Origin of the sequence: Oerskovia sp. USHLN155 (assembly GCF_037145535.1) — a bacterium.
Lineage (GTDB): Bacteria > Actinomycetota > Actinomycetes > Actinomycetales > Cellulomonadaceae > Oerskovia > Oerskovia rustica.
In genome coordinates this window covers 1-25,365 of record NZ_JBBCXG010000001.1, presented here as the reverse complement: position 1 = coordinate 25,365, position 25,365 = coordinate 1, and the positions used below count along the sequence as shown (strand labels likewise).

The following is a 25,365-nucleotide window of genomic DNA, read 5'->3' as shown; positions in this document are numbered from 1 at the left end:
CGCGTGCCCGGCAAGAACAGGGTACGCCGACGGCGCCCGGCCGAAGGGTGGCCGGGCGCCGTCGGGCGTGCCGAGCGGGTGCTCAGCGGAGCGTGATCAGGAGAGGATCTCGCGCATGAGAGCGGCGGTCTCGGACGGCGTCTTGCCGACCTTGACGCCCGCGGCCTCGAGGGCCTCCTTCTTGGCCTGCGCGGTGCCCGAGGAGCCGGACACGATGGCGCCGGCGTGGCCCATGGTCTTGCCCTCGGGAGCCGTGAAGCCCGCGACGTAGCCGACGACCGGCTTGGTCACGTGCGCCTGGATGTACGCCGCTGCACGCTCCTCGGCGTCGCCACCGATCTCGCCGATCATGACGATCGCCTCGGTGTCGGGGTCGGCCTCGAACGCCGCGAGGGCGTCGATGTGCGTGGTGCCGATGATCGGGTCGCCGCCGATGCCGATCGCGGTCGAGAACCCGAAGTCACGCAGCTCGTACATCATCTGGTAGGTCAGCGTGCCGGACTTCGAGACGAGCCCGATCTTGCCGGGGCCGGTGATGTCGGCCGGGATGATCCCGACGTTCGACTTCCCGGGGCTGATGATGCCCGGGCAGTTGGGGCCGATGAGGCGGACGCCCTTGGCCTCGGCCAGGGTGAAGAACTCCGCGGAGTCCGCGACGGGGACGCCCTCGGTGATGATGACGGTCAGCGGCATGCCGGCCTCGATGGACTCGACGACCGCGGACCTCGTGAACGCCGGGGGCACGAAGATCACGGAGACGTCGGCGCCCGTGGCGCCGATCGCCTCGGCGACGGACCCGAAGACGGGGACGTCGACAGTGCCCTCGTCGCCCCCGCCCTTCGGGAAGGCGACCGAGGTGCCGGCCTTGCGCGGGTTCACGCCGCCCACGATGTTGGTGCCGGAGGCCAGCATGCGCGTCGTGTGCTTCTGGCCCTCCGAACCCGTCATGCCCTGGACGATGACCTTGGAGTCCTCGTTGATGAAGATTGCCATGTCTGTCTGTTTTCTCTCTCGGTCTCGGGTCAGGAAGCGGCGTTGGCCAGCTCGGCAGCCTTGTCGGCGCCGCCGTCCATCGTCTCGGCCAGGGTGACGAGCGGGTGGTTCGCCTGGGCGAGGATCGCGCGCCCCTCCTCGACGTTGTTGCCGTCGAGACGGACGACGAGCGGCTTGTTCGCCTCGTCGCCGAGGATCGCGAGCGCCTGGACGATGCCGTTGGCGACCTCGTCGCACGCCGTGATGCCGCCGAAGACGTTCACGAACACGCTCTTGACCTGCTCGTCGTTGAGGATGACGTCCAGGCCCGCGGCCATGACGGCTGCGGACGCGCCGCCGCCGATGTCGAGGAAGTTGGCGGGCTTGACGCCGCCGTGCTGCTCACCCGCGTACGCGACGACGTCGAGCGTGCTCATGACGAGGCCCGCGCCGTTGCCGATGATGCCGACCTGGCCGTCGAGCTTGACGTAGTTGAGGTCGTTCTCCTTGGCCTTGGCCTCGAGAGGGTCGGCCGCGTCCTTGTCCTCGAGCGCCTCGTGGTCCGCGTGGCGGAAGCCGGCGTTCTCGTCGAGGGTCACCTTGCCGTCGAGCGCGACGATCGAGCCGTCCTCGGTGCGGACCAGGGGGTTGACCTCGACCAGGGTCGCGTCCTCCTCCTTGTAGACGGTCCACAGCTTCTGGATGACGTCGGCGACCTGCGCCTTGATGTCGTCGGCGAACCCGGCGGCGGCGACGATCTCGTCGGCCTTCGCCTGGTCGATGCCGACGGTCGGGTCCACGGCGACCTTCGCGAGAGCCTCGGGGCGCTCGACCGCGAGGACCTCGATCTCCATGCCGCCCTCGACGCTCGCCATGGCGAGGTACGAGCGGTTGGCCCGGTCGAGGAGCACCGAGAAGTAGAACTCCTCGGCGATCTTCGCGCCGGCCGCGATCATGACGCGGTGGACCGTGTGGCCCTTGATGTCCATGCCGAGGATCTCGGACGCCTTCTCGGCGGCCTCCTCGGGCGAGTGGGCGAGCTTGACGCCGCCCGCCTTGCCACGTCCTCCGGTCTTGACCTGGGCCTTGACGACCACGGTCCCGCCACCGAGCTTCTCAGCGCCCTCGCGAGCCTCTTCGGGGGTCGTGGCGACCACGCCGCCCAGCACGGGAACCCCGTGCTTCTCGAAGATGTCGCGCGCCTGGTATTCGAACAGGTCCACCCTGTGTCGTCCTTCCATCTGACTGCCTGACCGGCCTACCGATGTCTCGACATCGAGACATCCCGTCACAGGGTAGCCCGGCGACACGCCGTGACCTACCCGGGGCGGCCCGTCACCCGGGCCCGGCGCTGTCTCGTTGGCCACACCCCCGGCGCGCCCGCAGGCGGTCGGGCGCCCGCCACGGCACGCCCGGTAGGCGCCGGGGCGCGGCCGGGAAAGGGGCCCTGACCTGCCCGACGGCGCCGCTCGCCCAGGGCGGGCGGGTGCCGTCGAGCAGGCCCGGAGGACCTACGCCTCGTCGGTCCCGGCGGCGAGGAGGGCGGCGTCCTCCTGCGCGTTGCGCTCGGACTGTTCGTGCGCGCTCGGCATGAGCTCCCGACGGGCGGCCTCGGGGTCCTCGGCCCGCAGGCGCCGGATGTACCGCTCGTACCAGGCGAGGGCCGCTCCGAGGAACACCACCACACCGCCGACGTTGTAGACGAGCGTGAGCCACAGTGCCTGGTCCTCGGGGAACGTCGCTGCCACGAAGCAGACCGTGAACAGCAGGACGAGGAACGTGGCGACGCCCAGCCCGAGGCCGCGACGACCCATCATGAAGCTGCGGCTGGCGGAGTCGTAGGACTTCCGCAGCTTCCAGTAGGCGACCAGGATGAGCGCCGGAGGGAGCAGCGCGGTCGCGGCCGTCATGTTGATCACGATCTTGAGCAGCGCGTCGATCGACGAGCCTGCTCCCAGCGTCGGGATGACGAGAAGCGGGACCACGATCGCGAACTGGATCCACGCCCCCCGCACGGGCACCCCCTGCTCGTTGAGGGCGACGACCTTGGGACCGAAGATCCCCTGCGGGATCTCGGAGAAGAAGATCTTGACGGGCGCCGAGGTCCAGATCATCAGTCCGCCCAGCGTCGCGGCGAGCATGATGACCCCGACGATGCGGATCGTGACGTCACCGGACATCCCGAAGTGCTCCGCGGCAGCCGCCATCGTCACGAAGACGCCGTTCTCGTAGCCGACCTCGCTCTTGTCGACGAACACGGCCATGAGCCAGGTCCCGACCGTGTAGACGAGACCGATCGTGAGACCGGCGATCACGATCGTCCGGACGAACGCCTTGGCACCGCCGCGCAGGTCGTTGAGGTAGACCCCGATGGACTCGGCCCCACCGACTCCCTGGATGATCCAGGCCAGGGTGCCGAGGAACGCCCAGGTCGTCAGGCCGGATCCTGGGTCGAGCTTCATCCCGGCGATGGACAGGTCGTTCGCGGGTGTGATCCCCCCGAGCAGCGCGACGACGGCGCCCACGATGAAGACCACCGCCATCCCCAGCATGAGGGTCGCACCGAACGAGGTGACCTTGCCGATCCACTTCGCCCCTCGCGTGGAGACCCACGTGGCGAGGAAGAAGAGGGTGATCGAGAAGACGGCGATCGCCCAGGACTCCACCTGGACGCCTCGGCCCAGGATCATGTAGACCGCGTAGACGAGCACCAGCGGCAGCAGGGAGATGAAGTAGAACAGGTTCACGAACCAGTAGCAGAAGGCGGTGAAGAACGCCCAGCGCCCGCCGAGCGAGGAGCGCACCCACTGGTAGACGCCGGACTCCGAGTTGCGGTTGAGGCTGACGAACTCGGCGATGATCAGCGTGAACGGGATGAAGTACACGATCGTGGCGACGAAGAAGGCCGGGGCCGCCAGCGTGCCGATCGAGACGTAGTTGTTGATGACGTTGCGGAAGTTGAACACTGCCGCGATGACCATGGTGAACAGGATGAATCCACCGATGTTCTTGCGATCGTTCATGGCTCGTGCTTTCTCGAGAGGAAGACAGGGGAAGGCGGCGGTCGCCTACTTGTTGTGGAAGGTCGCGCCCTCGACGGTGAGGCGGACGACCAGGAGGTCTGCGGTCGTGGTCGGCTCGCGCCGCCACGCGTGATCGATCGGCACCGCGAGGATCTGCCCGGGAGACACGGTCACGACGTCCCCGCCACCGGGGACCGGTGCGAACGTCTCGCGGTCCGACAGGTCGCTGTAGGGCATGACCGGGACGAGGCCCGTGCGGGGCACGAGCTCGACCCGGACCTCGCCGTCGAGCACGGCGAGCACCGTCTGGTACCGCCGGTGCGCCACGAGCGCGCCGTCACCGTGGGCGGTGGCGCTCTCGCGCCAGTAGGTCAGCGAGTCACCGACCGAGTGCGCGACACCGGGCCGGACGGCGCGCGCGTTGTCCAGCGCCGAGAGGAGCCGCACCCACTTGGTGACACCGGAGCGACCGGTCGCGAGGTCCTCCCTCGAGGAGAAGAGGGTCATGACAGTGCCTCCGTCGTCGAGGCGCGTGGAGTCGCCGGTCCGAGAGCGGGATGGGCGGCCCGGAGCCCGCGGGCGACGAGCCCTGGGTCGACGTCGCCCGCGTTGAGCGGAGCCATGAGCAGGGAGTAGCTGAAAGGCTCGAACCGCACGCGGTATCCGTCCAGGACCTCCGAGCCCCACGAGTTGGACCCGAGGCCGAGCACGGCGTGGTCGAGGTTGACCGTGATCGCGTCCGGGTCCGGGACGAGGTCGGTCACGTGCCGCGCGGCGTCGATCTGCTCACCCGAGTAGGGCCACGACGACCAGCTCAGCGGAGACCGCTCGGCCCCCACCAGCAGCCCGCGACCGTGTCGGTCGCGGTGCATGACCCAACGCACGTCCTCGTGGTTCGCACAGTCCTGCGGCACGACGTACGGCGTGAACATCTCCGCGACGGTCGTCGTGTACCGCCCGACCACCTGAGCCGTGCGCGAGTCCGGATAGTTCTCACCCGGGCCACGCCCGTAGAACTCGACCTGGTCGCAGTCCGACGGAAGTCCGAGCTCGAGACCGATCCTGGGCACGATGTCCGTGTAGTCGCCGTAAGGTTCGCCGGACAGCGCGAGGCGGGCGGCACCGTCGTCGAACAGCTCCCAGCGATAGGTCACCCGCATGCCCAGGTCGAGCGCCGGTGGCGCGAGCGTCGAGCGCACCTCCACGACGACGCGGTCGTCCCGCTGTTCGACCTGGACCGCCCGGGTCGACTCCTGCATGACCTGCAGGTGCCGGGGGTGCCACAGCGCCTCGTACTCCTGCTGGTGGTTGTCGACGAGCGGCTTCCACATCCGGAATCGGGGTGCACGCACCACGAGGTCGCGGCCGGCCCCCTGCCACCGCACGAGCCGCCCCGTGAACGTGTCGAAGGTCCAGGCGGACGAGCCCGCGCGGACCACGACCGTGTGCGCGTCCTCGGTCACCGTGAGCGGACGACGGCGCAGGAGCGGGGACGCCGGCGCTCCGGGCGAGGTGGGCGCGGACAGCGCCCCCAGCCCGTCCCCGGACACCGGGAGCTGGAACACGCCGAGGCGGGCGTGCGGCTCGGACCACGCCGTGGCGGTCCGGCGCAGCACGGACACCGTCCGCAGCACCTCCTGACCGTATCCGTCGATCGCGGCGGGGACCTCGACGACCGCACTCTCGCGCGGCGCGACCGGGCCCGCAGGGACGGTCAGCGAGTGCCGCACGACGCCGTCCACCCGGTCCTCGACGACGAGGTCGATGTCCTCGAGCGAGCTGAAGTAGAACCCGTTGCGGATCAGCAGACCGCCGTCGGCGGCCTCCACCTTCACGGGGCAGACGACCTGCGCGTACTCGGTCAGGCCCGGACTGGGCTGCTGCCAGGGGAACACGAGACCGTCGATGCAGAAGTTCCCGTTGTTGGGGTAGTCGCCGTGGTCTCCCCCGTAGGTGTGCCGGACGCCGCCGTCCGCGGTGACGTCCCGCAGACCGTGGTCGCACCACTCCCACACGAAGTGGCCCTGGATGGAGTCCCAACGGTCGAAGACCTGCTGGTACTCCGAGAGCCCGCCCGGTCCGTTGCCCATCGCGTGCCCGTACTCGCACAGGATGCGGGGCTTGTGGTGCGGGTGCTCCCCGAAGTCGTTCATCTGGGAGACCCGTGAGTACATGGTCGAGATGACGTCGACGTCCCGGCCGTCCCGGTCCTCCTCGTAGTGCACGGGCCGTGTGGGGTCGAGCTCCTTGCACCGCTGGTACATCGCGGTGATGTTGCACCCGTCGCCGGACTCGTTGCCGAGCGACCACAGGACGATGCTCGGATGGTTGCGCTGGGCCAGCACGTGCCGTTCGATGCGGTCGACGTACGCGTCCCGCCACACGGGGTCGTCGGTGAGCCTGCCGATGTCCCCGACGTTGGCGAAGCCGTGCGACTCGAGGTCCGTCTCGGCGACCACCAGCAGGCCGACCTCGTCGCACAGCCCGTAGAAGCGGGGGTCGTTCGGGTAGTGCGCGGTGCGGACGGCGTTGATGTTGTGCCGCTTCATCATCTCCAGGTCACGGCGCACACGGTCGATCCCGACGGCACGTCCGGACCGGTCGTCGTGGTCGTGCCGGTTGACACCGTGCATCGCGAAGTACGAACCGTTGAGCAGCAGCAGCCCGTCGCGGATGGTCAGGTCGCGGAACCCGAACCGGACGCTGACGTACTGAGTCGTCCGGCCCTCGTCGTCGCGCACGTCGAGGTCGAGACGGTGCAGCACCGGCTGCTCGGGGTTCCACCACGCGACGTCGTCGAGAAGGGCGTCCACGTCGACGTCACCGCCTGGCGCCACGGACTCGCCCGACGCGAGGACACGCCCGCCGTCGAGGGTCCGCACCGCCCAGGCGATGCTCCCTGACCCGGTCCCGGGCTCGGTCACGAGATCGAGGCCGACCGTCAGGTGCGCAGTCCCGTCGGGCAGCCGGTCGGTCCGGACGACGTAGTCGCGCAGGTGCGTCGCCGGGCGGACGTAGACGTAGAGGTCGCGGAAGATGCCGGACGCCCACCACATGTCCTGGTCCTCGATGTACGTCGAGTCGGCGAACTGGAGCACCGTCAGCGTCACGAGGTTACGTCCGTCGTGAGCGGCGTCGGTGATGTCGAACTCCGCACACAGGCGCGACCCCTTGGACCACCCGACCTCGGTCCCGTTGACGTGCACCTCGACGTAGGCCTCGACACCGTCGAGGCGCAGGATGCGCCGCGAACCCGCAGGCTGAGGGTCGAGCTCGACGTCGAACTGGTAGACACCCGTCGGGTTGTCCGACGGGACGTGCGGGACGTCGATGGGGAACGGATAGCCCTCGTCGGTGTACTGGAGCCGCCCGAACCCGTCGATCTGCCACAGGTGGGGCACCGACAGGACGGACCACCCCTGCACGACCTCGCCCTGCGCGGTCCGTGCCGGTTCGGCGCGATCGGCGGTCGTCACGCGCCCCGGATGGTCGTAGTAGCGGAAGCGGCACTGCCCCGACAGGGACGTGAACCCCTGGGAGAGCCCCCGATGCCCGGTGGCCGCGGCCACCGAGGAGTCGTAGCCGAAGAAGTAGGCATGGCCCGGAAGCCGACAGGAGCCCGTGGTGGTGGGGTCTTCCCACCTGAGCGTTGTCATGCGTGACACCTCGTTCTCGTCGTCGAGAGCGTGCCGGCCACCTGCCGGCACATCCGGCACGTCCCATCGGTCCGACGTCGGGCCGACTCGTGGTGTTACCGGTAACTTGGCCGCGACGTTACCGGTAACAATCCTCGTCCGCAAGCGACTCGTCCCGCTGCTTCGGCGGTAGACTCACCGAAACCAGGAAGGTCCGGAGTCCCACGACTCGGCGGCCGTGATCGAGGAGGTGTCGATGGCGGTCGCCCGCCCCAGGAAGGCCACCATCCGGGACGTCGCCGCCCGCGCGGGGGTCTCGCACATGACGGTCTCCCGCGTCCTGAACGGCTCACCGAACGTCGGGGCCGAGCGCGAACGAGCAGTGCGCGAGGCCATCGAGTCGACCGGCTTCATCGCTTCCGCCCGCGCGCGTCAGCTCGCCACGGGCACCGCCGAGGCGTATGCCGTCGCCCTGACCGAGCCGCTCGACGAGCTGCTGACCGACCCGACCTACGCCGCCGTGCTCAAGGGCATCACCGACGCGCTGACCCCGACGCCCGTCGTCCCCGTCCTCTTCACCATGGCGACGAGCGAGGAGCGGGCGAAGGGGATGCGCCTGTTCAAGCGCGGCGCGGTCGACGCTGTCATCCACCTCTCGCCGTACGTCGACGACGGGATGCTCGACGACCTGCGGGACGCCCACGTACCGGTGGTGCTGTGCGGTCAGCTGGGCGACCTGGACAAGGCCGCCTTCGCCTCGGTCTACTCCGACGACGTGCTGGGCGCGACGCTGGCCGCCGAGCACCTGCTGGCCCGCGGCGCGACCGGCGTCGCGGCCATCATGGGGCCCGCCGGCAACCCCGCCACCCCGGACCGTGTCGAGGGCCTTCGTCGGACGCTGGGCGACCGGCTCCTGCCGACCGTCGCCCACGCGGGTTGGGACACGCCGGCCGGGTACCGGGCGGGCGTCGAGCTGTTGCGCTCGGCCGTTCCGTTCGACGCGGTCGCGTGCGGGAACGACCGGATCGCGGTCGGTGTCCTGCAGGCACTCCGCGACCACGGCCTGCGTGTGCCGGAGGACGTCCTGGTCATCGGTTTCGACGACCATCCTGTGGCGTCCTCGTCCAGGCCCCACCTCACCACGGTGCACCAGCCCTTCGACCGTCAGGGCAAGGTGGCGGTCGACCTCGCCGCCGAGATGGTGGCGGGCGGCCCCCCGCGCACGGTGGTCCTCACGCCGAACGTCGTCGAACGTGAGAGCACGCGGAGGCCGACGAGCGAGGCGGGGTCGCAGGCCGCCACGGACCCCGCACCCGTCGCCTAGAGCTTGGTGACGGGCGAGAAGCGCAGCAGGAGACGCTTGGTGCCGTCCGCACCGAAGTCGATCTTGGCGACCGCGTTGGTGCCCGCGCCCTCGACCGCGACGACCGTGCCGAGCCCGTAGGCGTCGTGCGTGACCTTGTCGCCGATCGCGAGCGAGGGGATGTCCCCCTCCTTGCGCGGGGTCGCCGAGCCGAACTTGGGCCCGTCCGGGTTGGGCGTGACCGAGCGCGTGCGGACCTGGCCGTTGCGCGAACCACCCGAGCCGTACCCGCCCGAACCCGAGCCCGACCCACCGCGCGAGCCGCCCGACGACGAGCCCCACCCGCCCGTGTAGCCGCCGGGACCGCGCAGGGTCGCCATGGACGACTCCTTGCGGCGCCAGTCCCACAGGTCCTCGGGGATCTCGTCGAGGAACCGGCTGGGCGGGAACTCGTTCGCCATGCCCCACGCCGAGCGCACCGCGGAGCGCGAGATGTAGAGCCGCTCCCGGGCGCGCGTGATGCCGACGTACGCGAGGCGTCGCTCCTCGGCGAGCTCGCTCTCGTCATGGAGCGAGCGCATGTGCGGGAACGTGCCGTCCTCCATGCCGCTGAGGAACACCACCGGGAACTCGAGGCCCTTGGCCGTGTGCAGCGTCATGAGCGTCACGACGCCGGGGTCGACGACGGGCTTGCCCTCGTGCCCCTCGTCGTCGCTCGACGGGATCTGGTCCGAGTCCGCGACGAGCGAGACGCGCTCCAGGAAGTCCGTGAGCGTGCCCTCGGGCTCGAGCTCGGTGAACTCGCTCGCGACCGCGTGCAGCTCGGCGAGGTTCTCGACGCGTGAGCCGTCCTGCGGGTCGTCGCTCGCCCGCAGCTCGGCGAGATAGCCCGAGCGGTCGAGGACGGCACCGAGGATCTCCGCGGGCGTCGCGCCCGTCGCGTACAGGTCGAGCAGCCCGTGGAACAGCTCGCGGAACGTGCGCAGCGGGTTCAGGGTCCGGGTCGTCATGCCCGGGATCTCCTCGGCCCGGTCCAGGGACGCCGCGAACGAGATGCGCTCACGTTCGGCGAACGCCGCGACCAGGGCCTCGGCGCGGTCTCCGAGCCCGCGCTTGGGCACGTTGAGGATGCGGCGCAGGTTCACGTCGTCGTCGGGGTTCGCGACGGCCCGCAGGTAGGCGATCGCGTCCTTGATCTCACGGCGCTCGTAGAAGCGCGTGCCGCCCACGACCTTGTAGGGCAGGCCGACGCGGATCAGCACCTCCTCCAGGGCACGGGACTGCGCGTTGGTCCGGTAGAAGATCGCGACGTCGCCCGGACGCACACCGTCCGAGTCGCCGAGGCGGTCGATCTCCTCGGCGATGAAGCGCGCCTCCTCGTGCTCGTTGTCCGCGACGTAGCCGATGATCTTGACGCCCGCCCCCGCGTCCGTCCACAGGCGCTTGGGCTTGCGGTCGATGTTGCGCGAGATGACCGCGTTCGCGGCCGAGAGGATGTTCTGCGTCGAGCGGTAGTTCTGCTCGAGCAGGATGGTGCGGGCGTTCGGGTAGTCGGCCTCGAACTCGAGGATGTTGCGGATCGTCGCGCCACGGAAGGCGTAGATCGACTGGTCGGCGTCACCGACGACCGTCAGCTCGCCGGGCGGGATGACGCCCGGTGCCCACGTGCCGTCCTCGCCCTGCACCTCCGGTGCGCTCGCCCCCGCGAGCTCGCGGACCAGGACGTACTGCGCGTGGTTGGTGTCCTGGTACTCGTCGACCAGCACGTGCCGGAACCGGCGACGGTAGTGCTCCGCGACGGCCGGGAAGGCCTGCAGGAGGTTGACCGTGGTCATGATGATGTCGTCGAAGTCGAGCGCGTGGGCCTGCGCGAGGCGGGCCTGGTAGCGCGTGTAGACGTCCGAGAGGACCTGGTCGAACGCGTTGGCCGGACCACCGGCACCGGGTGCGCCGTCGGCCGCCGACGCGCCGCTCTCGCGCGCGTAGCGCTCGGGGTCGACCAGCTCGTTCTTGAGGTCCGAGATCTTGTTCGCGAGCGTCCGCGCCGGGTACTTCTTCACGTCGAGGTTGAGCTCGCGGCTCACGAGCGTGATGAGACGCTGGGAGTCCGCCGCGTCGTAGATCGAGAAGCTCGACTTGAGCCCGAGCGCCGAGGCCTCCTTGCGCAGGATCCGCACGCACGCCGAGTGGAACGTCGAGACCCACATGGACCGGGCCGCGGGACCGATGAGCGCCTCGACGCGCTCACGCATCTCCGCGGCGGCCTTGTTGGTGAACGTGATCGCGAGGATCTCGCCCGGCCGGGCCCGGCCCGTCGCGAGCAGGTACGCGATGCGGTGCGTCAGGACCCGCGTCTTGCCCGAGCCCGCACCTGCGACGATGAGCAACGGGCTGCCCGCGTGCACCACCGCCTCGCGCTGCTGCGGGTTCATGCCGTCGAGCAGCGAGTCCGCGTCGATGTGCGAGAACCCACCCGCGCGGTGGCCGTCCTCGTCGTGGCCCGCCGCGGCCCGCTCGGCCGCCCCGCGCCCTGGGCGAGCGGACGTCCGGGCGGAACCTCCGCCGTCGGGCGCCTCGTCCCACCGCGGCGCGGTGGTCGGCAGGCGCGACGAGTCCCCGAGGGACGCGAGGTCGAATCCGGGCAGCGGCAGGTTCTCGAAGAGCGATGTCATAGCCCTCCCAGCCTAGGCGTGCGCACCGACACTCCCCGCATCGGCGCGCGTCCCGCGACCCCGCACGACGCGCGTGCGCCCGGCGACCGATGACTTCGCTCCCCCGCCGCGGTCCTCCCCACGACGCCCTCCGCCGAGGACGCCCCGCTGCGAAGGAGGAATCATGACGACGACCCACTTCACCGGCCTGCACACGGTCGCGGTCCCGGTGCGCGACCAGGACGCCGCGCTCGCGTTCTACCGCGACACCCTGGGCTTCGAGGTCCGCATGGACGGCGACCTCCAGGAGGGCTTCCGCTGGATCGAGGTCGCCCCGCCCGGCGCCGCGGTCTCGGTCGCGCTCGTCCAGGAGGGCCAGGGGCAGGAGGCCGGGATCGACACGGGCATCCGCCTCGCGACCTCGGACGCCGCCGCCGACCACGCGACGCTCGGCGACCAGGGCGTGCGCGTCGAGGAGCTGCTGCGGTGGGACGGCGTCCCGCCCATGTTCTCGATGCGCGACCTCGACGGCAACGTGCTCTACGTGACGGAGATCTCGGTGGGCTGAACCGCCCGAGCAGCACCGGTGCCGCCGAGGACGGGGTTGCGGTCGTTCCGCGGCCCGGGACGACCGCAACCCCGTTCTCGGCCACCGGCCACCCTGCGACCACTCTCAGGGCTCCCGGGCGCACCCGACCACGCGCCGGATAGGGTCGTGACGTGAACGTCTTCGCCGATCCCGTGACACTGACCGGACCGCTCGTGCGCCTCGTCCCGCTGCGGGCGGACCACCACGACGCCCTCGTCGAGGCCGTGCGCGACGGCGAGCTGTGGAACGCCTGGTACACCTCGGTGCCGACCCCCGAGGAGATGGCGGTGTACATCCAGGACAAGATCGCCGCCCGCGAGGCGGGGACGGCCAACCCGTGGGTCGTGGTCCGCACCGCCGACGACCAGGTGCTGGGCGTCACGACGTTCCTCGGGATCGACCCCCTCAACCGGCGCGTCGAGATCGGCGCCACCTGGCAGCGTGCGGGAGCGCAGGGCACGGGCGCGAACCCTGCAGCGAAGCTCCTGCTGCTGGGCCACGCGTTCGACGACCTCGACGCGATCGCGGTCGAGCTGCGCACGCACTTCCACAACCGGCAGTCGCGCGCGGCGATCGAACGCCTGGGCGCCAAGCTCGACGGGGTGCTGCGCAGCCATCAGATCGGGTACGACGGCACGCTGCGCGACACCGTCGTCTACTCGATCACGGCCGCCGAGTGGCCGACCGTGCGGGTCGGGCTGGAGCACCGCCTACGGGCGCGGCTCGGGGACTGACCTTCTCCCACGTCCCCGACCGGACCCGACGAGGCGGTCGAGGCGGTCGAGGACGGGGTTACGGTCGTTCTGCTGCTCGGAACGGCCTCAAGCCCGTTCTCGGCGCCGTTCACGGCGCCGGCTCACGTCAGTGCGAGACCTACGCCCCAGGTCACGGCGGCGAGCAGCCCGCCCAGCAGCTGGACCACGATCGTGATGCCCGTGGCCTGCAGCGCGGCGACGGTCGCCCGCCACGCGGCGCGCCGGTCGCGGCGGCGGATCAGCTCGGCCACGAAGACCGCTGCCACGAAGCCGACGAACAGCCCGACCACGGGGATGACGAAGAAGCCCACGACACCCGCCAGACCGCCCCACGCGAGCGTCGACCACGGGACCTCGGCCCGCCGCATGTGCCGTCCGGCGAGCAGGAGCTGACCGCCCTCGGCCGCGACGATGAACGTGGCGGCCACTGCGAACACGACCCAGGCGGCCGTGCCGCCCGTCATGATCGCCCACACGAGGATGGCCCCTCCCACGAGGGTGTTGCCCGGCAGGACCTGCACGACGATCCCGGCCAGCCCGACCAGGATCACCAGGCCCACGACGATCTCTCCAGCGATGCTCACGGGTGACACCCTCGCACGTCGGAGGCGTCGCGTACGCACCACGACCGGGGCGGTGCCCGCGCGACGCCGTCACCCACGACGAACGAGCTCCCCGCACCCTGACGGGTACGGGGAGCTCGCCGGACTGCGCGACCCGAGGCCGACGACCCGGGGCCGGGGGGCCCGAGGCGGGCGGCACGCGCCAGGACCGGCAGGCAGGCCGGTGCGACGCGACGCGGCACCTAGACGAAGACCGCCACGATGATGTTGACCAGCGTGAGGCCACCGATCGAGTGCTTGAGCGCGGGCGAGATCTTGTCGCCCTGGCGCACGCCGACGAACGCGAGGACGGCGATGATCACGGCGATCACGAGCTTGATGCCGATCTTCATCATGCTGGGGCCGCCGTCGTCCCACATGCCGCTCATCTCGGCCACGCCGACCATGAGGATGCCCGCGACGGCGGCCGTCGCGGCACCGTGGAAGACGCCCTTGTTGAGCGCGGCGGACTTGAGCGACACGAAGTAGCCGCCGAGGACGATGGCCCAGCCGACGAAGTGCAGGACCGCGAACACGTTGTAGACGATTTCCATGGCCACATCCTAGTTTGCTGACGCGTCTGTCGGAAAAAGATCGGCGTGGCGCTGCTCACCCCCGGGCGCCGCTCCCCCCGGGGCGCCTGAACCATCGACGCCACACCGTCGCGCGCCACGGAAAGCCCTCGCTCCCCCGCGCGCCCCCGCCGTAGGGTCGGCGCCATGTCAGCCTTCGGCGCGTCCTGCGCGTTCTACAGCCGCCTCCGCCGCTCCTAGCGGCGGACCCCTCTTCTCGGCTCCGTCGCCCCGGTCCCTGCCGGAGCGGCCGTCTCGTGCTGCCCGGCGTCCACCCACGCCCCGGAGCCTCCCATGTCCCACCTCCCGTCCGACGGTCGTCACGAGCACGGCCAGAACTTCCTCACCGACCCCCGCGTCCCGGCGACGATGGTCGACCTGGTCGCCCGGACCTCCGGCCCGATCCTCGAGATCGGGCCTGGCGACGGTGCGATCACGGTGCCGCTCGCCCGTCTCGGCCGCCCGGTCGTCGCGGTCGAGATCGACGGGCGCCACGTCGCGCGCCTGCGCCGCCGCCTGGCCGGGCGGGCCGGCCCGTCCGCCCGGGTCGACGTCCGGCACGCCGACTACCTGCACTTTCCCCACCCCGCCGAGCCGCACGTGGTGGTCGGCAACGTCCCGTTCCACGTCACGACCGCGATCCTGCGCAAGCTCCTCGACGAGCCCGGTTGGTCGCACGCGGTCCTCCTCGTGCAGTGGGAGGTCGCGCGACGCCGGGCGGGGGTCGGCGGCGCGACCCTGCTCACGGCGCAGTGGTGGCCGTGGTTCTCGTTCGAGCTCCATGGCCGCGTCCCTGCCCGCGCGTTCCGCCCGTCCCCCGGGACCGACGGCGGCCTGCTGCGCGTGACCCGTCGCGCGCTGCTCCCGGCGGGCGACCGCGCCGCCTACCAGCGGTTCGTCGCCGACGTCTTCACGGGCCGCGGCCGCGGCCTGGCGGACGTCCTGCGCCGACGTGGCCTGCTCGACGACGACGCCGCGTCGCTGCTCGCGCGCGAGCGCCTCGGTTCGGCGCTGGCCCGGGAGCTCACGGTCCCGCAGTGGGTCGCCCTGTGGGGCGGCGTCCGGCCGGGTTCGGCACCGCGGCGCACGGCCGGAGCCCGCACGAGCGGGCAGCGGCGCTCACGGCACTGACTGCACCGACGACGACCGTCCGACGCCACGGCGTGGTGAGCGGGTCCGACGACGTCTCGGACCCGCTCACCCTCCCTCCACGGCCGCCGAAGTCTGAGACACCCATCCACCATGCGGACAGGGGGTGTTCATTCACCCGCTGCCTCTGTAGATTTCCCGCCATGACCACGGCAGCGCACCTCCTCCTCGTGACGGCACGTCACGAGTCGACGGCCTGCGCCCGCAACAGCTCCTGCTGTTGTTGTTGACCCGCGCCTGACTCAGCCCGAGCCGTCCTCGCCGACCGCTCGCCATCTTCCTGAGCCAAGGGCGCGCGTGGTCGGCCCTCAGCCCCCTCGTTCCTTGCTGAGTCCTTCGGTCCGCGTGCCCACGTCCCCCCACGAGGAGCACGATGACGCCGCCGAACACCGCCACTGACGCGACCCCCGTCGCCGGTCAGCCGGCGGGCAGCAGCACCACCGCACCAGCCGACACGGCCGCCGGCACCGCGGCCACCCCGCACGTGCCCGACGCCGCCGCTCGCCCCGAGCGCCCGGCCCGCCCAGCGCGCGTCGCCCGGCCCAACGGCCAGTGGGCCGTCGACGGCAAGGAGCCGCTCAACGGCAACGAGAAGTGGAAGCAGGAGGACGGCGGCCTCTCGGTGCGCCAGCGCATCGAGGACGTCTACTCCCGTGAGGGCTTCGACTCGATCACGGGCGACGACCTGCACGGACGCTTCCGCTGGTGGGGCCTGTACACGCAGCGCAAGCCCGGGATCGACGGCGGGCGCACCGCGGCGCTCGAGCCGCACGAGCTCGAGGACAAGTACTTCATGCTCCGCGTGCGCATCGACGGCGGCGCGGTCACGACCGAGCAGCTGCGCGTCATCGCGGACATCTCGCGCGACTTCGGCCGCGACAGCGCCGACATCACGGACCGCCAGAACATCCAGCTCCACTGGGTCGAGGTCGAGGACGTGCCCGAGATCTGGCGGCGGCTCGAGTCGGTGGGCCTGCAGACGACCGAGGCGTGCGGCGACGTCCCGCGCGTGGTCCTCGGCAGCCCGGTCGCCGGGATCGCGGCGGACGAGCTGATCGACCCCGCCCGGGTCATCAAGGAGATCACCGACAAGTACATCGGGGTCCCCGAGCTCGCCAACCTGCCCCGCAAGTTCAAGACCGCCGTGACGGGCCACCCCTCCCAGGACGTGGTCCACGAGATCAACGACGTGGGCTTCGTCGCGCTCGAGCACCCCGAGCTCGGCGTCGGCTTCGACCTGTGGGTCGGTGGCGGCCTGTCCGCGAACCCCCGCCTCGGTGAGCGCCTCGGCGCGTTCGTCGCCGAGGAGCAGGTGGCCGACGTGTGGCACGGGGTCGTCCAGATCTTCCGCGACTACGGCTACCGCCGGCTGCGCAACAAGGCCCGCCTGAAGTTCCTGCTCGCCGACTGGGGGCCGGCGAAGTTCCGCGAGGTCCTCGAGACCGAGTACCTGGGCTACGCGCTGCCCGACGGCCCGCCCGCCCCGCAGCCTTCCCAGCCGGGCGACCACATCGGTGTGCACAAGCAGAAGGACGGCCTCAACTACGTCGGCGCCGCGCCCTACGTCGGGCGCGTCTCGGGCAGCATCCTCGCGGCCGTCGCGGACCTCGCCGAGTCGGCCGGGTCCCACCGCGTGCGGTTCACGCCGCACCAGAAGCTGCTCGTGCTCGACGTCCCCGACGAGCACCTCGAGCGCGTCGTGTCCGGGCTCAAGGAGCAGGGCCTCGACGCGAACCCGAGCCCGTTCCGCCGCAGCACCATCGCGTGCACGGGCATCGAGTACTGCAAGCTCGCGATCGTCGAGACCAAGGGCGCCGCGACGCGCGCGATCGACGACCTCGAGAAGCGCCTCGGCGACCTGTCCACGATGAAGCCGCTCTCGCTGCACATCAACGGCTGCCCCAACTCGTGCGCCCGCATCCAGACCGCGGACATCGGCCTCAAGGGCCAGCTCGTGATGGACGACGACGGCAACCAGGTCCCTGGCTTCCAGGTCCACCTGGGCGGCGGCCTGACCTCGGACGACCGCGCGGAGGCCGGCCTCGGCCGCACCGTGCGCGGCCTCAAGGTCACCAACGACGACCTGCCCGAGTACGTCGAGCGCGTCGTGCGCCAGTTCGAGAAGGAGAAGGACGGCGAGGAGAGCTTCGCCCAGTGGGCGCACCGCGCGGACGAGGAGTCGCTGCGATGAGCGGGACGACCACGGACCCGGGTGGGGCCGTGCACCCGGTGGGAGCTGCGCCGTCGGGCACGGCGGGCACGGCGGGCACGGCCGGTGCGCCGACCGGCGGCGACCCGCTGGCCGCGCTGCGCGCCGCCGCCAAGGCACGCACCGAGGCGCGCGCCGCGTCCAAGGCCGCGCACGCCGCCCGGCGCACCGAGAACGCCCGCCCCAGGCGGTCGGCCGAGGAGCTGCGAGCGATCGTCGAGCGCGGTCAGGCCGAGCTGCACGGGCGAGGGACGCCCGGCGCCCTGGACGGCGACCACCCGGAAGCGACCGCCGAGCAGGTCGTCGCGTGGGCCGTGCGCGAGTTCGGCGACGCGATCGCGGTCGCGTGCTCGATGGCCGACGCGGTCCTGCCGCACGTCGTCGCGCAGCAGGCACCCTGGGTCGACGTCCTGTTCCTCGAGACCGGCTACCACTTCCCCGAGACCTCGGGCACGCGCGACGCCGTCGAGCAGCAGATGGAGGTCACGATCGTCGACGTCCTGCCACAGCTCACCGTGGCCCAGCAGGACGCGGCGCACGGCAAGGACCTCTGGTCGCGCGACCCCGCTGCGTGCTGCGCGATGCGCAAGGTCGAACCTCTGACCCGCACGCTCGGCGAGTACGAGGTCTGGGTCACGGGCGTGCGCCGCGACGAGGCCCCGACCCGCACCAACACCCCGCTCGTGACCTGGGACGAGAAGAACGGGCTGGTCAAGATCAACCCGCTCGCCGCCTGGTCCTTCGACGACCTGCTCGGCTACGCCGCCGACCACCAGGTGATCCTGAACCCGCTCCTGAACGACGGGTACCCGTCGATCGGCTGCGCGCCCTGCACGCGCCGCGTCGCCCCCGGCGAGGACCCGCGCGCAGGCCGCTGGGCCGGGCTCGACAAGACCGAGTGCGGGCTCCACGTATGAGCGCCGTGACCACGCACCACCAGACGGTGCCCACCGACGTGCCGACCGACCACCCCACGCACCCCGACGAGAAGAGCGACGCCTTGACCGCCCCCCTCGCCCCACCGGCCTCCCCCACCGAGACCGCAGAGACCGCCTCCACCTACCGCCTCACGCAGCTCGAGTCCCTCGAGTCCGAGGCCATCCACATCATCCGCGAGGTCGTCGCGGAGTTCGAGCGCCCCGTGCTGCTCTTCAGCGGCGGCAAGGACTCGGTCGTCATGCTGCACCTGGCGACCAAGGCGTTCTGGCCCGCCCCCGTGCCGTTCCCGCTGCTGCACGTCGACACCGGGCACAACTTCCCCGAGGTCCTCGCGTACCGCGACGCGACGGTCGAGCGCCTCGGCGCCCGCCTCGAGGTCGCGAGCGTCCAGGACTACCTCGACGACGGCCGCCTCCTGGAGCGCGCCGACGGCACGCGCAACCCGCTCCAGACCCAGCCGCTGCTCGACGCCATCACGGGCCACAAGTTCGACGCCGTGTTCGGTGGCGGGCGCCGCGACGAGGAGAAGGCGCGCGCCAAGGAGCGCGTCATCTCGCTGCGCGACGAGTTCGGCCAGTGGGACCCGCGCAACCAGCGCCCCGAGCTGTGGAACCTGTACAACGGCCGCCACCGCCCGGGCGAGCACGTCCGCGCGTTCCCGCTGAGCAACTGGACCGAGCTCGACATCTGGCGCTACATCGCGGCCGAGAAGATCGACCTGCCCAGCCTGTACTACGCCCACGAGCGCGAGGTCTTCGAGCGCGACGGCATGCTGCTCGCCGTCGGGCCGTACTCCCAGCCCCGCAACGACGCCGAGGCAGCGAACGTGCGCACCGAGACCGTGCGCTACCGGACCGTGGGCGACATGTCGTGCACGGGCGCTGTCGAGAGCACGTCCTACACGGTCGACGACGTCATCACCGAGGTCGCCGCGACCCGCATCACCGAGCGCGGCGCCACGCGCGCCGACGACCGGATCTCCGAAGCCGCCATGGAAGACCGCAAGAAGGAGGGGTACTTCTAGTGAGCGCCACCACCACGCACCCGCTGCCCACGAGCACCCTGCTGCGCCTCGCGACCGCCGGGTCCGTCGACGACGGGAAGTCGACCCTCGTCGGCCGCCTGCTGTTCGACTCCAAGTCCGTCCTCGCGGACCAGCTCGACGCCGTCGAGCGCGTCTCGCGCGACCGCGGCCTCGCCACGGCCGACCTCGCGCTGCTGACCGACGGCCTGCGCGCCGAGCGCGAGCAGGGCATCACGATCGACGTCGCCTACCGCTACTTCGCGACCGCCAGGCGCTCGTTCATCCTGGCCGACTGCCCCGGGCACGTGCAGTACACGCGCAACACCGTCACGGGTGCGTCCACGGCCGACGTCGTCGTGCTGCTCATTGACGCCCGCAAGGGCCTCCTGGAGCAGACACGCCGCCACCTCGCCGTCGCGAGCCTCCTGCGGGTCCCGCACGTGATCGTGGCCGTCAACAAGATCGACCTCGTCGACTACAGCCAGGAGCGCTACGAGGAGCTCGCGGGTCAGATCCGCGAGGCCGCGGCCTCGCTCGGCGTCGCGCACATCCTCACGCTGCCCGTCTCCGCGCTCGAGGGCGTCAACGTCGTCGACCGCTCGGGCGGGCCCGACGGCAAGACACCCTGGTACGACGGGCCGAGCCTGCTCGACCTGCTCGAGGAGCTCCCCGCGGCCGAGACGCCCGACACCGAGGCCTTCCGCTTCCCCGTCCAGGTCGTCCTGCGCCCCCAGGGCGCGGCGCTCGAGGAGCGGTTCCGCGACTACCGCGGGTACGCGGGCCAGATCGCCTCGGGCGTGGTCCGCGTGGGCGACGAGGTCGTGGTCCTGCCCAGCGGGAGGAAGAGCACGGTCGAGGGGATCGACACGGCCGACGGCACGCTCGCCGAGGCCTTCGCCCCCCAGTCGGTCACGATCCGCCTCACGGACGAGATCGACATCGCCCGCGGCGACCTCATCGCGGCCGCGGCCGACGCCCCCGACGTCACGCAGGACGTCGAGGGCACCGTCGCGTGGCTGAGCGACAAGACCCTGCGCCCCGGCACCCGCGTGCTGCTCAAGCACACGACCCGCACCGTGCAGGCCGTGGTGCGCGACGTCGTCGGGCGCCTGGACCTCGACACCGCCGAGCTCGAGCCCGCGGAGGCGCTCGAGCTCAACGACATCGGGCGCATCACCCTGCGCCTCGCCTCACCCGTCGCGGCCGAGGAGTACGTCACCTCGCGTCGCACCGGTGCCTTCCTCCTGATCGACGGTCAGGACGGCGGCACCCTCGCAGCAGGAATGGTCGGAGACGCCCTGGCGGCCGTGCGATGTCCTTCGCAGCGTCCCGTGCAGTACGCGATCTGAGGCCACCCGACCACCGCAGGTCGGGCCCGGACCACCGGGCCCTCGGATCGCGTACTGCACGGATCGGCGCTGCCGGGACTCGACACGTCCACCGCCAGGCAACCACCGACCATCCAGAAGGACCCACCATGAACACGTCGTCCCGCCCGACCCGCACGACCCGAGCCGGCACGTCACGACACCGCTTCGCCCGGACCCGCTCCGCGGTCGCCGCGCTCGCCGTCGCGCCGCTGCTCCTGCTCTCCGCCTGCTCCACGGGCACGTCCGACGCCGCCGGCGGCCCCGACGCCTCGACCGGCCCGGCCGACGAGCTGCGCCTCGGGTACTTCGCGAACGTCACGCACGCCCCGGCCCTCGTCGGGGTCGCGGGCGGGCAGTTCGAGGAGGCCCTGGGCGAGACCAAGCTCTCGACCCAGGTGTTCAACGCCGGCCCCGCCGCGATCGAGGCCCTCAACGCGGGCGCCATCGACGCCACGTTCATCGGCCCCAACCCCGCGATCAACAACTTCGTGAAGTCGAACGGAGAGGCCGTGCGCATCATCGCGGGCTCGACGTCGGGCGGGGCCCAGCTCGTCGTGCGCGACGGGATCGACACGGCCGCCGACCTCAAGGGCACCAAGATCGCCTCGCCCCAGCTCGGCGGGACCCAGGACGTCGCGCTGCGCGCCTGGCTCACCGAGAACGGCCTGAAGAACGACATCCAGGGCGGCGGGGACGTCGCGGTCACCCCGACCGAGAACGCCCAGACCCTCACGCTGTTCCAGAACGGCGAGCTCGACGGCGGCTGGCTGCCCGAGCCCTGGGCCTCGCGCCTCGTGCTCGACGCCGGTGCGCACGTCCTGGTCGACGAGAAGGACCTGTGGGACGACGGCCAGTTCCTCACCACGCACCTGATCGTCCGCACCGACTTCCTCGAGGAGCACCCCGAGACGGTCGAGGCGCTCCTGCGCGGCGAGGTCGCGGCGATCGACTGGCTCGACGCCAACCCCGACGAGGCCAAGACGCTCGTCAACGGCGAGATCGAGAAGATCGCCGGCAAGCCCCTGTCCGACGCGGTCCTCGACCGTGCCTTCACCAACATCACCTTCACGACGGACCCGCTCGCGGGCACGCTCGACACCCTGCTCGAGGACGGCGTGACGGCCGGGACCACCACCGAGGCGGACCTGAACGGCATCTACGACCTGAGCCTCCTCAACAAGGTGCTGAAGGAGGCCGGTCAGCCGACCGTCTCCGCCGCAGGTCTCGGCAAGGAGTAGCACGATGACCACCACGTCCCCCGCCCGTACGGGCACACCGGTCGCCACGACCTCGGACGAGGACACCGGCCCCACGACCGGTGTCCGCCTGCGCGGCGTGTCCAAGCGGTTCTCCCCGACGGGCGCCCCGGTGCTCGACGGGATCGACCTGGACATCGCGCAGGGGGAGTTCGTCTGCCTGCTCGGAGCCTCCGGCTGCGGCAAGTCGACGCTGCTCAACATCGTCGCGGGCCTCGAGCGCCCGACCACGGGGGACGTGGAGGTCGCCGGGGACGGCGCGGCCCTGATGTTCCAGGAGTCCGCGCTGTTCCCCTGGCTCACCGCGAGCCGCAACATCGAGCTCGCCCTGAAGTTCCGGGGCGTGCCCCGCTCCGAGCGCCGCGAGCGGGCCGCCGAGCTGCTCTCGCTCGTGCGGCTCGACGGCTCGGGCGACAAGCGCGTCCACGAGCTCTCGGGCGGCATGCGCCAGCGCGTCGCGCTGGCCCGCTCCCTCGCCCAGGAGCGGGACGTCCTGCTCATGGACGAGCCGTTCGCGGCGCTCGACGCCATCACGCGTGACCTGCTCCACGACGAGCTCGAGCGCGTCTGGGAGCAGACCGGCCGCACGATCGTGTTCATCACGCACAACGTCCGTGAGGCCGTGCGGCTCGGGCAGCGCGTGCTGCTCATGTCGTCGCGCCCCGGACGCATCGTGCGCGAGTGGGACGTCGACGTGTACGGGGCCGACGAGCAGCGCAGCATCGAGGCGGCCGCCGCGTCCCGCCTCGCGACCGAGATCACCAACGACCTCCGTGAGGAGATCCGCCGCCATGCCGTCTGAGACGTCGAAGAGCACCGAGACCCTGGCCCCGCGTGACGAGGCCCTGCCCGGTCCGGACCCCTCCGGGCTCTCGCCCGAGACGCCCGACGCCGTCGCGACGGGTCCGCGCGTGGCGGGGGCCGTCGTCGGGCACGCCAAGGACGTGAGCGACATCGAGGCGGGCCTCGACGCCCTCCAGACGACCGTCGCGCCCACCGCGAGCCGGTGGTCCAAGGCGTTCCACGCCGTCTACCCGCCGGTCCTGGCGATCGCGATCCTGCTCGCCGTCTGGCAGACCCTCGTGTGGCTCGAGGTCCAGCCCATCTACAACCTGCCCGGCCCCGAGCAGGTCTGGGAGGCCGTCACGCGCGCCGCGGCGAGCGGCACGCTGTGGCATGCCCTCGGGACGAGCCTCGAGCGCGGTGTCCTGGGCTTCCTCGCAGCCGTCGCGATCGGCACGCCGCTCGGCATCCTCGTGGCACGCGTGCGCTGGGTGCGCGTGTCGTTCGGGCCCATCATCACGGGTCTGCAGGTGCTGCCGTCGGTCGCCTGGGTGCCTGCGGGCATCATCTGGTTCGGGCTGTCCGACGCCACGGTGTACTTCGTGATCCTCATGGGCGCGGTGCCCTCGATCATCAACGGGATCGTGTCGGGCGTGGACCAGGTGCCGCCGCTGTACCGGCGCGTGGGTCAGGTCCTGGGCGCGGGCCGGTTCCAGATGATCAAGGACGTCATCCTGCCCGCGGCCTTCCCCGGCTACCTCGCGGGCCTCAAGCAGGGCTGGGCGTTCTCGTGGCGCTCGCTCATGGCCGCGGAGATCATCGCGGTCGGCGGCGGGATCGGGTTCGGGCTGGGCGCGTTCCTCCAGCAGGGGCGCGAGCTGTCCGACATGGCGCTCGTCTTCACCGCGATCCTGCTGATCCTCGTGGTCGGCATGGTCATCGAGCTGCTGTTCTTCGCTCCGGTCGAGAAGTCGATGTTGCGTCGTCGGGGCCTGGCCCCGGAGACCTCGACCAGCAAGGGCTCGGGGTGGCTGCTGCGCCGGCGTGAGCTGGCCGCCGCCGCTTTCGGGCGATGATGGGCGCATGAACCCTGAGCTCTACCCCCTCGGTCTGCGGATCGCGGGCCGTCTCGTGGTCGTCGTGGGCGGTGGTCCGGTCGCCGCACGGCGCGCCCGGTCTCTCGTCCTCGCGGGCGCGCACGTGCGTGTCGTGGCCCCGGAGGTCTGCGAGGACCTGGCGGCGCTGATCGCCCCCCTGCCCGACGGCGCCGCTCACCACGACGGGCCCGGCACGGCCGGGACCGTGGTCCGGGAGGCGCGCTCGTACCGGCCCGGAGACCTCGAGGGAGCATGGCTCGTGCACACCGCGACGGGCTCTCCCGAGGTCGACGCGGACGTCGCGGCCGAGGCCGAGGCGCTGCGCGTCTTCTGCGTGAGCGCCGGTGACGCCGAGGCCGGGACCGCCTGGGTCCCGGCCGTGGCCCGGGTGACCGTGGCGGACGACACCCCCTCCGCCGCCCCGGCGACCTCGACCGAGGTCGTCGTGGCCGTGAACGCGGGCCGCGACCCCCGCCGCGCCCAGCGCGTCCGGGACGCGATCGACGCCCTCCTGGCGACCGGCGAGCTCCCGCTGCGGCCGGTCCGGCCCGGTGCGGGCGGCCGCGGGAGCGTCGCCCTCGTGGGCGGTGGCCCCGGCGACCCCGGTCTCGTCACCGCGCGCGGGCGCCGTCTGCTCGCGCAGGCCGAGGTCGTGGTGACCGACCGGCTGGGCCCGCGCGCCCTGCTCGACGAGCTCGCGGACGACGTCCTCGTGGTCGACGTCGGCAAGACCCCGGGCTTCCACCCGGTCCCGCAGGAGGAGATCAACGCGCTGCTGGTCGAGCACGCGCTCGCCGGACGCCGCGTCGTCCGTCTCAAGGGCGGCGACCCCTACGTGTTCGGGCGCGGAGGCGAGGAGCTCATCGCGTGCGAGGAGCACGGCATCCCCGTCGAGGTCGTGCCCGGCGTGACGAGCGCGGTCTCCGTGCCCGCCGCCGTGGGCATCCCCGTGACGCACCGCGGCTGGTCGCGCGGCTTCACGGTCCTGACCGGGCACGAGGACATCGGCAAGGTGCCGGCAGCCTCCGACCACACCGTCGTCCTGCTCATGGGCGTCTCACGGCTCCGCGACTCCGCGGCCGCGCTCGTGGCCTCGGGCCGCTCACCCGAGACCCCCGTCGCGGTCGTCGAGGACGGGTACGGCCCTCGACAGCGGTCGACCGTCGGGACGCTCGCGACCATCGCCGACGTCGCGACCGCGGCCGGTGTCCGCGCTCCGGCCGTGACCGTGATCGGCGACGTGGTGCGGGTGAGCCCGGCGTGGCGGGCGGCCGGGCTCGGCTGACAGCTGACGGCTGACAGCTGACGAGAACGACCTGGGGGGCGGGCGCCCGGGGGTGGGGGGCCCCCCGGCGGTGGGGTCGGCGGGCGGGGCGCCGGCGGGGGGGGGGCGGGGGGCGGGCAGCGGGGGGGGGGGGGGGGTAGAGGCCCGAAGG

At 71.8% G+C, this 25,365-nt stretch carries 20 protein-coding genes; 12 read left to right on the top strand and 8 right to left on the bottom strand.

Going from position 1 to position 25,365, the window contains the following annotated elements:
* Positions 1 to 96 precede the first annotated feature (96 nt).
* The 5 genes from sucD to WFH32_RS00080 all read right to left on the bottom strand — a co-directional run bounded on the left by sucD (position 97) and on the right by WFH32_RS00080 (position 7,651).
* Complete coding sequence (gene sucD / locus WFH32_RS00100; protein WP_336705865.1) at positions 97 to 993, bottom strand: succinate--CoA ligase subunit alpha; 897 nt, start codon at positions 991 to 993, stop codon at positions 97 to 99.
* Between the two features lie 29 nt (positions 994 to 1,022).
* Complete coding sequence (gene sucC / locus WFH32_RS00095; protein ID WP_336705864.1) at positions 1,023 to 2,195, bottom strand: ADP-forming succinate--CoA ligase subunit beta; 1,173 nt, start codon at positions 2,193 to 2,195, stop codon at positions 1,023 to 1,025.
* A gap of 288 nt (positions 2,196 to 2,483) precedes the next feature.
* On the bottom strand, positions 2,484 to 3,995 hold the full coding sequence (locus tag WFH32_RS00090; RefSeq protein ID WP_191795771.1) for an amino acid permease: 1,512 nt from the start codon (positions 3,993 to 3,995) through the stop codon (positions 2,484 to 2,486).
* A gap of 45 nt (positions 3,996 to 4,040) precedes the next feature.
* A complete protein-coding gene (locus WFH32_RS00085; RefSeq protein ID WP_191795772.1) occupies positions 4,041 to 4,502 on the bottom strand; it encodes a hypothetical protein in 462 nt (153 codons plus the stop codon).
* Positions 4,499 to 7,651, bottom strand: coding sequence for a glycoside hydrolase family 2 TIM barrel-domain containing protein (locus WFH32_RS00080; RefSeq protein WP_191795773.1), 3,153 nt, complete (start codon positions 7,649 to 7,651; stop codon positions 4,499 to 4,501). The genes WFH32_RS00085 and WFH32_RS00080 overlap by 4 nt, the downstream gene beginning before the upstream one ends.
* A gap of 235 nt (positions 7,652 to 7,886) precedes the next feature.
* On the opposite strand from WFH32_RS00080, the gene WFH32_RS00075 reads away from it, so the two are divergent.
* Complete coding sequence (locus WFH32_RS00075) at positions 7,887 to 8,954, top strand: LacI family DNA-binding transcriptional regulator (protein ID WP_336705863.1); 1,068 nt, start codon at positions 7,887 to 7,889, stop codon at positions 8,952 to 8,954.
* On the opposite strand, the gene pcrA is transcribed toward WFH32_RS00075, so the two are convergent.
* Entirely contained in the window at positions 8,951 to 11,605 is a 2,655-nt protein-coding gene (gene pcrA, locus WFH32_RS00070) for a DNA helicase PcrA (RefSeq protein ID WP_336705862.1), read from the bottom strand. The two genes, WFH32_RS00075 and pcrA, sit on opposite strands and share 4 nt — an antisense overlap.
* Positions 11,606 to 11,768: 163 nt before the next feature.
* On the opposite strand from pcrA, the gene WFH32_RS00065 reads away from it, so the two are divergent.
* Positions 11,769 to 12,152 carry a VOC family protein gene (locus WFH32_RS00065; RefSeq protein ID WP_138825400.1) on the top strand — a complete coding sequence of 128 codons (384 nt, stop codon included), beginning with the start codon at positions 11,769 to 11,771 and terminating at the stop codon, positions 12,150 to 12,152.
* A 152-nt stretch (positions 12,153 to 12,304) separates the two neighbouring features.
* On the top strand, positions 12,305 to 12,907 hold the full coding sequence (locus WFH32_RS00060) for a GNAT family N-acetyltransferase (protein WP_336705861.1): 603 nt from the start codon (positions 12,305 to 12,307) through the stop codon (positions 12,905 to 12,907).
* A 122-nt stretch (positions 12,908 to 13,029) separates the two neighbouring features.
* Here WFH32_RS00060 and WFH32_RS00055 read toward each other — a convergent pair whose 3' ends face one another.
* Positions 13,030 to 13,512: a DUF456 domain-containing protein gene (locus WFH32_RS00055; RefSeq protein ID WP_336705860.1), complete on the bottom strand. Its 483-nt coding sequence runs from the start codon at positions 13,510 to 13,512 to the stop codon at positions 13,030 to 13,032.
* 221 nt (positions 13,513 to 13,733) lie between these two features.
* Complete coding sequence (locus tag WFH32_RS00050) at positions 13,734 to 14,084, bottom strand: hypothetical protein (protein WP_191795778.1); 351 nt, start codon at positions 14,082 to 14,084, stop codon at positions 13,734 to 13,736.
* Positions 14,085 to 14,396: 312 nt separating this feature from the next.
* On the opposite strand from WFH32_RS00050, the gene erm reads away from it, so the two are divergent.
* The 9 genes from erm to cobA all read left to right on the top strand — a co-directional run bounded on the left by erm (position 14,397) and on the right by cobA (position 25,214).
* Positions 14,397 to 15,233, top strand: coding sequence for a 23S ribosomal RNA methyltransferase Erm (gene erm, locus WFH32_RS00045; protein ID WP_336705859.1), 837 nt, complete (start codon positions 14,397 to 14,399; stop codon positions 15,231 to 15,233).
* A 391-nt stretch (positions 15,234 to 15,624) separates the two neighbouring features.
* Complete coding sequence (locus WFH32_RS00040; protein ID WP_191795780.1) at positions 15,625 to 17,442, top strand: nitrite/sulfite reductase; 1,818 nt, start codon at positions 15,625 to 15,627, stop codon at positions 17,440 to 17,442.
* Complete coding sequence (locus tag WFH32_RS00035) at positions 17,439 to 18,377, top strand: phosphoadenylyl-sulfate reductase (protein WP_336705858.1); 939 nt, start codon at positions 17,439 to 17,441, stop codon at positions 18,375 to 18,377. The genes WFH32_RS00040 and WFH32_RS00035 overlap by 4 nt, the downstream gene beginning before the upstream one ends.
* 83 nt (positions 18,378 to 18,460) lie before the next feature.
* On the top strand, positions 18,461 to 19,423 hold the full coding sequence (gene cysD / locus WFH32_RS00030; protein ID WP_442946291.1) for a sulfate adenylyltransferase subunit CysD: 963 nt from the start codon (positions 18,461 to 18,463) through the stop codon (positions 19,421 to 19,423).
* Complete coding sequence (locus WFH32_RS00025; protein ID WP_336705856.1) at positions 19,423 to 20,772, top strand: sulfate adenylyltransferase subunit 1; 1,350 nt, start codon at positions 19,423 to 19,425, stop codon at positions 20,770 to 20,772. Before cysD ends, WFH32_RS00025 begins: the two co-directional genes overlap by 1 nt.
* A gap of 128 nt (positions 20,773 to 20,900) precedes the next feature.
* Positions 20,901 to 22,031, top strand: a complete 1,131-nt coding sequence (locus WFH32_RS00020; protein WP_336705855.1) for an ABC transporter substrate-binding protein — start codon at positions 20,901 to 20,903, stop codon at positions 22,029 to 22,031.
* A gap of 4 nt (positions 22,032 to 22,035) precedes the next feature.
* Complete coding sequence (locus WFH32_RS00015; RefSeq protein WP_191795785.1) at positions 22,036 to 22,851, top strand: ABC transporter ATP-binding protein; 816 nt, start codon at positions 22,036 to 22,038, stop codon at positions 22,849 to 22,851.
* Entirely contained in the window at positions 22,841 to 23,908 is a 1,068-nt protein-coding gene (locus WFH32_RS00010; protein ID WP_336705854.1) for an ABC transporter permease, read from the top strand. The genes WFH32_RS00015 and WFH32_RS00010 overlap by 11 nt, the downstream gene beginning before the upstream one ends.
* A gap of 7 nt (positions 23,909 to 23,915) precedes the next feature.
* On the top strand, positions 23,916 to 25,214 hold the full coding sequence (cobA, locus tag WFH32_RS00005) for a uroporphyrinogen-III C-methyltransferase (RefSeq protein ID WP_336705853.1): 1,299 nt from the start codon (positions 23,916 to 23,918) through the stop codon (positions 25,212 to 25,214).
* Positions 25,215 to 25,365: the final 151 nt, after the last annotated feature.